Raw genomic sequence first — 5,369 nt, 5'->3', positions numbered from 1 at the left:
ACTGAAGTTTCCCAATTATTGAGTAGCTGAAATACACAATGCTGGTGTATCGAGGTTTATTTTAGGTGGTTTTGCCATGTTTATAGCAAACCCCTACTTAATTCCCCTTAGGCAATAGCATTTGAAACGAATGAAAAGACTATTTTTTTCATATAGTTGTAGCATAGTTTCAATTTTACCATAAATAATTATTGGGAAACTTCAGATGCTAATAAGACCACCATGCGGTGAAAATTTTAGTGCATTAGAAAATAAGTTACTAATTATAATCCTCATTTTATCTCGGTCAGCCACAAAATCAATGGATTTAGCCTCAAATTCAATATTGATTTGTTTGCTATCAAGCAACAACTGATAGTCTGTACAAATTTGCTGAATTAACTGATTAAGATTAAACGATGAATAATTCATTGTAAGCAATGTAGAAGTGGCTTTTTGATATTCAATTAGATTTTCTATCAAACTGTTTAATCTAATGTTGGCGATTTGCAACAATTCTATTATTTTATGCTGTTCAGCATTTAACTCACCAACAACTTCATCTTGAAGTAGATCAGCACCTTCCATAAGTGTGGCTAATGGTGTTTTGAGCTCATGAGAAATCGTTTTAATAAAATACTGTTTACTATTCTCAAGTTGGTTCAGTTAATTTGTCTAAGCCATTCAAGATGCTGGCCAACTTCACGTATATCACGTGGTCCTTTAATATCAATATAATGATCATACTGGCCATTCCCCAGCTGGTGTATAGCTCTGGCAATACTCTTAATAGGTTTGTTGATGAGATACAGTAATAACAAGCCTAGCAAAAGTGCAAGTATCACTGAAACCAGTGCAGCATGTGTTACCTGGTTTCTGACCAAAATCGCCAAGGCTGATAATGATTCAGTTTCAATATAAATCTGTCCATTACCTAGAGTCACCAACTCCTGTGCTTCTGCGCGTAATTGAATATACCTCTTAACATCTTCAGTAGATAATTTTTCTGTATCCATGTCTTTTATTAACAGAATGCCATTATACAAGGAAAGCTCCTTCTGGCTGAGCCTAGCTAGCTGTTTCTGTATTTTCTCTGGGATCTGAAAGTGGCTTGTACGAGCAGCAATTTCAACAAATTCCTGATGCTTTGATTGAAAAACAGCAAAGATTGCTGCATCTCCAAGTATCTGATATTGGCGTATACTTCGATCCATTACCAATAAATGCTTCAATAGAGACTCATTATTTTCAGATATTCGTACTATTTGAAACAAAGCTGTATGACTGTGATCAGTATAGTCCTGAATACTTCTGACACTATAGACTAGTGTTAAAATCAAGGGTAATGTCACTACAAAAAATATAACAAGGGTCCATTGAAAAATTGAACTACACTGCGAAATTGCCAGCGTTTGCTTTTACTACGCTCTAAAAACGGCTGTTTTGTAGCTGACGAGTTATTCCATCGCATAAATTGTCTCTATCATGATTCTGGCTTTAGCAAACGAGGCTGCAAGGCTTAGCGAGTCTAGTTTGCACTTTACCATTACTCAACTTACTGCAAGTAATGGTCTTTAAAATAATTTACTATTCCTTTCATTTTACAAGCACTGATTTCACTGGTATGCCACAACAATAACACCTTTATTGTAGGAGGTTTCCCACTAAACCAGCACTGCCCTTTGCGCATAATATTTCATGATTACCCATAACGTCGGCAACACTAAAAATTCCGGAAAACGCTACACTATTCCAACCTATGTATTATCGTCTTACCATCATCATGAGAAATCCCATGATGACGAAGGATGCCTGAAAGTTAAGGAATCAATGTAGCGGACTTTAGTCCGCTCTACGTGCCTATTAATATTACCAAGATATTTTCTAAAAAGGTTAAATCAATTTTGCCGAGATACTTAAATATAGTTACCAACGTACAGCTCAACTCCCGCTGGTAATTTTTCCACCACTACTTTACGTCCTTCTTGCTCAGTAGTCATTGATATAATCACATCTGGTGTACCTAAATATCCTGCGCCTTTTTCAGGCCACTCAACAAAGCAGATACTTTGTTCATTGAGATAATCAGCAATACCAATCCATTCAAGCTCCTCAGGGTCAACCAGGCGATATAGATCAAAATGAAAAAACAGGCGTTTATTTATTTGATATTCTTCGACAATATTATATGTCGGACTTTTCACTGTGCCTTTATGCCCTGCAGCACGTATAAACCCACGGACTAAAGTAGTCTTTCCTGCCCCTAAATTACCTAATAAAAAAATGACACATTTTTCAGGTAAAACTTGAAATAATTGTGCCCCGAAAGCTTCTGTCTCTTCTGGCGTATTTAATAAACATTGCATCATTAATTAACTGAAGTTTCCCAATTATTGAGTAGCTGAAATACACAATGCTGGTGTATCGAGGTTTATTTTAGGTGGTTTTGCCATGTTTATAGCAAACCCCTACTTAATTCCCCTTAGGCAATAGCATTTGAAACGAATGAAAAGACTATTTTTTTCATATAGTTGTAGCATAGTTTCAATTTTACCATAAATAATTATTGGGAAACTTCAGTTAATTAACCACTTCCCGTAAAATTCTTAGTACATCGCTGGCACGTAGCCCACGCTCACCACCGATTGTAATAGCCGCGTTATCAGAGCAGCAAGCCCATGTAAATAAACACCCAACTTCGCAGCCTCAAGTAATGAATATTTTTGCGCCAACAAACTGCCTATTATGCCTGATAAAACATCACCCATTCCACCCAAAGCCATACCGGGATTACCTGTAGTATTCACATAAACTTCATCCTCGGCACAGATGAGTGTCCCGGCACCTTTCAACACAATAACTCCCCCATATTTTTCTTGTAGAGTACGCACAGCTTTATATCTATCCTGCAAAATATCAACTGTCGAGCACTGTAATAAACGCGCAGCTTCACCTGGGTGCGGAGTTAAAACCCAGTTATCCGAATAAGCAGGAGTTTCAGCTAAGAAATTTAAAGCATCAGCATCTATAACCCGCGGTAAATCCAAAGAAATCAGCGCAGGCCAAATTCTTTTCGCCCACTGCCGCTGAGCCATTCCTGGCCCTAAAACCAGCACAGTTGCTTTAGACAGCAATTCAGAAATGTCAGATATCTGCTCTACTGTATGCCCCATTAATTCAGGACTTAATAAATGTACCTGTAACGCATGTTCTTTACGGGTAGCAACACTGACTAAGCCAGCCCCACTATTTAGAGCAGCTTCAGCTGCTAAATGTACGGCTCCGGCATAACCATACCCCCCCCCCAACTACCAGTACATGTCCAAACAAGCCTTTATGTGCGCTAGCTTTACGTTTAGTCAGTTGTCTTGGCACTAACAATTGTTCCTTACTGGATATAGCCTGGATAATTTTATTGGGCACCTCTAAATCAGAAAAAATCACAGTACCACAACAATCTGCCGCTAACCCGGTAAACAAACCTTTTTTTAATACAATAAAAGTAATTGTTATATCGGCACAAATCGCGCAACCCATAATATTACCTGTATCAGCATTCAAGCCGGATGGAATATCGATGGCTAAAACCGGGATCAACAGTTTATTAACATGAGCTATTGCATCTGCAAACAATCCTGTCACTGCACGATCCAGGCCCGTTCCTAATAGCGCATCTATTAACAGCTCAGCAGTATCATCTATTAATTGGTAATCCTTTAAGATCCGCCCTCCGGTATCAACAAACATTTGTTTTGCACTGGCAGCATCCCCCTGCAATTTTTCTTCGGCAACTAAGGAATGTGCACGAAATAACTTCCTGAAGCAGCCAAGCTTGAATAATGAAATATCTCCCCTAAATTAAGGTTATCTTAATTTATTACTCAGTGGTTGTCTTATGTCATTTCCTTATAAAAAAAATATCGAAAAGTCGATGAAGAAATTTTATGACTCACTTTGTGAAAAAAATAAGCGACGGTATGCCGCCATTGAAAGTGAAAAATTATCTCATGGTGGCGTTAACTATATTTCAGCTCTATAACTGAAGTTTCCCAATAATTATTTATGGTAAAATTGAAACTATGCTACAACTATATGAAAAAAATAGTCTTTTCATTCGTTTCAAATGCTATTGCCTAAGGGGAATTAAGTAGGGGTTTGCTATAAACATGGCAAAACCACCTAAAATAAACCTCGATACACCAGCATTGTGTATTTCAGCTACTCAATAATTGGGAAACTTCAGTTCTATAGGTGAGGAGCGGTTTATTTTAATGGGTATGAGTTCGCAACATAAGTTACTGACGGTTTGTCATTGCGAAAGAAGCTCGCACACTATTCGTATTATTTCAGCTAGAAAAGCTGATAAGTTTGAACGAAAACAGTATGAGGGCTATATCCATGCGTGAATCTTATGATTTTTCAAAATCTGTTAAAAACCCCTATGCGAAACGCCTTAAAAAACAAATTACTATTCGCATTGATGAAGAAACTATTTCTTATTTTAAAGAAATGGCAGATACAAAAGGCATTCCTTATCAAAGCTTAATAAACCTTTATCTTCGGGATTGTGCTATTGAACACAGGCAGCTGGAAACAACGTGGAGTTAAAAAGCTAACGAACAAGGTTAGATTGTGATCGCGAAGCGAGCCACAATCTGAACCGTTTGTTGGACAAGCCCGGTAATGGTAGTAGGATTTCTGTTAAATTGGCTCTATGAACACGCTTTTTGTTGATCAGCCCGATTGATTAATCGAGCCCCTGTTTTTACATGTCTAGCTGAATTTTGATAGTTGTCCATTGCAGTCAACTCTCAAAGTTCGATTATCGGAACCCTTTTAAGCCTGAACCGCTGGTTTTAGTCCAAGTGCTCCCTCAGCATCTAATTCGCTGCTAGTCAGGGTGGAGGTGTGTTAATTTACATAACGGCTGATGGCTCCAGTACAATTTTGGGCATGATTAAATGCATCATTTCCTGCTTGGGTATTCGCCTCCGTCCCACAATCATTGCCCCACCACAACACTTGCAACTGTGTGCGGGCGTGGTTTTAGGAATAAGCACGAAACAACTTCCCGATATTAATTATTCTTGAGGAATTGCACGGTAATTCCATTTTGGTAAATGTGTATCAAATACAATCGGCATTATTTCTTTGAAGTCAGCGGCATATTTTCGTCCTGTCTCGTATATTTTGTCGAGTATGTGAACAATTGTTGTTAGTCCTTTTGACGTTGATGTTCTAGAAATCAATGTTTTAACTGTTTCAACCGAGTCAAATACAACACCTTCACAAGCACGAGTCACATGAGGAAAAAAACGATGTTCAATGGGGTTATACTTGGAGGTATAAGGAGGATAGTGGGCAATCCTAATTTCCAATCCAAGTGCATT

General features: G+C 38.1%; 9 protein-coding genes. 3 read left to right on the top strand and 6 right to left on the bottom strand.

What is annotated here, in order from left to right; all coding sequences use genetic code 11:
- Positions 1-201: 201 nt before the first annotated feature.
- From CDZ78_RS06125 to CDZ78_RS06105, 5 genes are all read right to left on the bottom strand, one after another.
- Positions 202-612 (bottom strand): sensor histidine kinase, encoded by a 411-nt coding sequence (locus CDZ78_RS06125; protein WP_373862442.1) that lies wholly within the window; start codon positions 610-612, stop codon positions 202-204.
- Positions 613-641: 29 nt separating this feature from the next.
- Positions 642-1,253 (bottom strand): HAMP domain-containing protein, encoded by a 612-nt coding sequence (locus tag CDZ78_RS06120; RefSeq protein WP_140413905.1) that lies wholly within the window; start codon positions 1,251-1,253, stop codon positions 642-644.
- Between the two features lie 642 nt (positions 1,254-1,895).
- Positions 1,896-2,345 carry a tRNA (adenosine(37)-N6)-threonylcarbamoyltransferase complex ATPase subunit type 1 TsaE gene (gene tsaE, locus CDZ78_RS06115; protein WP_087869211.1) on the bottom strand — a complete coding sequence of 150 codons (450 nt, stop codon included), beginning with the start codon at positions 2,343-2,345 and terminating at the stop codon, positions 1,896-1,898.
- A gap of 240 nt (positions 2,346-2,585) precedes the next feature.
- Positions 2,586-3,287 carry an NAD(P)H-hydrate dehydratase gene (locus tag CDZ78_RS06110; protein ID WP_087869208.1) on the bottom strand — a complete coding sequence of 234 codons (702 nt, stop codon included), beginning with the start codon at positions 3,285-3,287 and terminating at the stop codon, positions 2,586-2,588.
- Positions 3,241-3,825: an NAD(P)H-hydrate epimerase gene (locus CDZ78_RS06105; RefSeq protein ID WP_280175547.1), complete on the bottom strand. Its 585-nt coding sequence runs from the start codon at positions 3,823-3,825 to the stop codon at positions 3,241-3,243. The genes CDZ78_RS06110 and CDZ78_RS06105 overlap by 47 nt, the downstream gene beginning before the upstream one ends.
- Positions 3,826-3,874: 49 nt before the next feature.
- On the opposite strand from CDZ78_RS06105, the gene CDZ78_RS21760 reads away from it, so the two are divergent.
- The 3 genes from CDZ78_RS21760 (at position 3,875) to CDZ78_RS06095 (ending at position 4,587) form a co-directional block, all read left to right on the top strand.
- A complete protein-coding gene (locus CDZ78_RS21760) occupies positions 3,875-4,018 on the top strand; it encodes a hypothetical protein (RefSeq protein WP_167374196.1) in 144 nt (47 codons plus the stop codon).
- A 190-nt stretch (positions 4,019-4,208) separates the two neighbouring features.
- Positions 4,209-4,385, top strand: a complete 177-nt coding sequence (locus CDZ78_RS06100) for a BrnT family toxin (RefSeq protein ID WP_244559173.1) — start codon at positions 4,209-4,211, stop codon at positions 4,383-4,385.
- Positions 4,378-4,587, top strand: coding sequence for a BrnA antitoxin family protein (locus tag CDZ78_RS06095; protein WP_087869205.1), 210 nt, complete (start codon positions 4,378-4,380; stop codon positions 4,585-4,587). The genes CDZ78_RS06100 and CDZ78_RS06095 overlap by 8 nt, the downstream gene beginning before the upstream one ends.
- A 473-nt stretch (positions 4,588-5,060) precedes the next feature.
- Here the strand turns inward: CDZ78_RS06095 and CDZ78_RS06090 are convergent.
- Positions 5,061-5,369, bottom strand: a 309-nt coding sequence (locus CDZ78_RS06090; RefSeq protein ID WP_444979199.1) for an ISAzo13-like element transposase-related protein, incomplete at its 5' end; no start/stop codon positions are given.

It is taken from the genome of Bathymodiolus platifrons methanotrophic gill symbiont (genome assembly GCF_002189065.1).
Lineage (GTDB): Bacteria > Pseudomonadota > Gammaproteobacteria > Methylococcales > Methylomonadaceae > Methyloprofundus.
The sequence above is the reverse complement of the archived record's forward strand: the minus strand, read 5'-3'. Positions and strand labels throughout refer to the sequence as shown.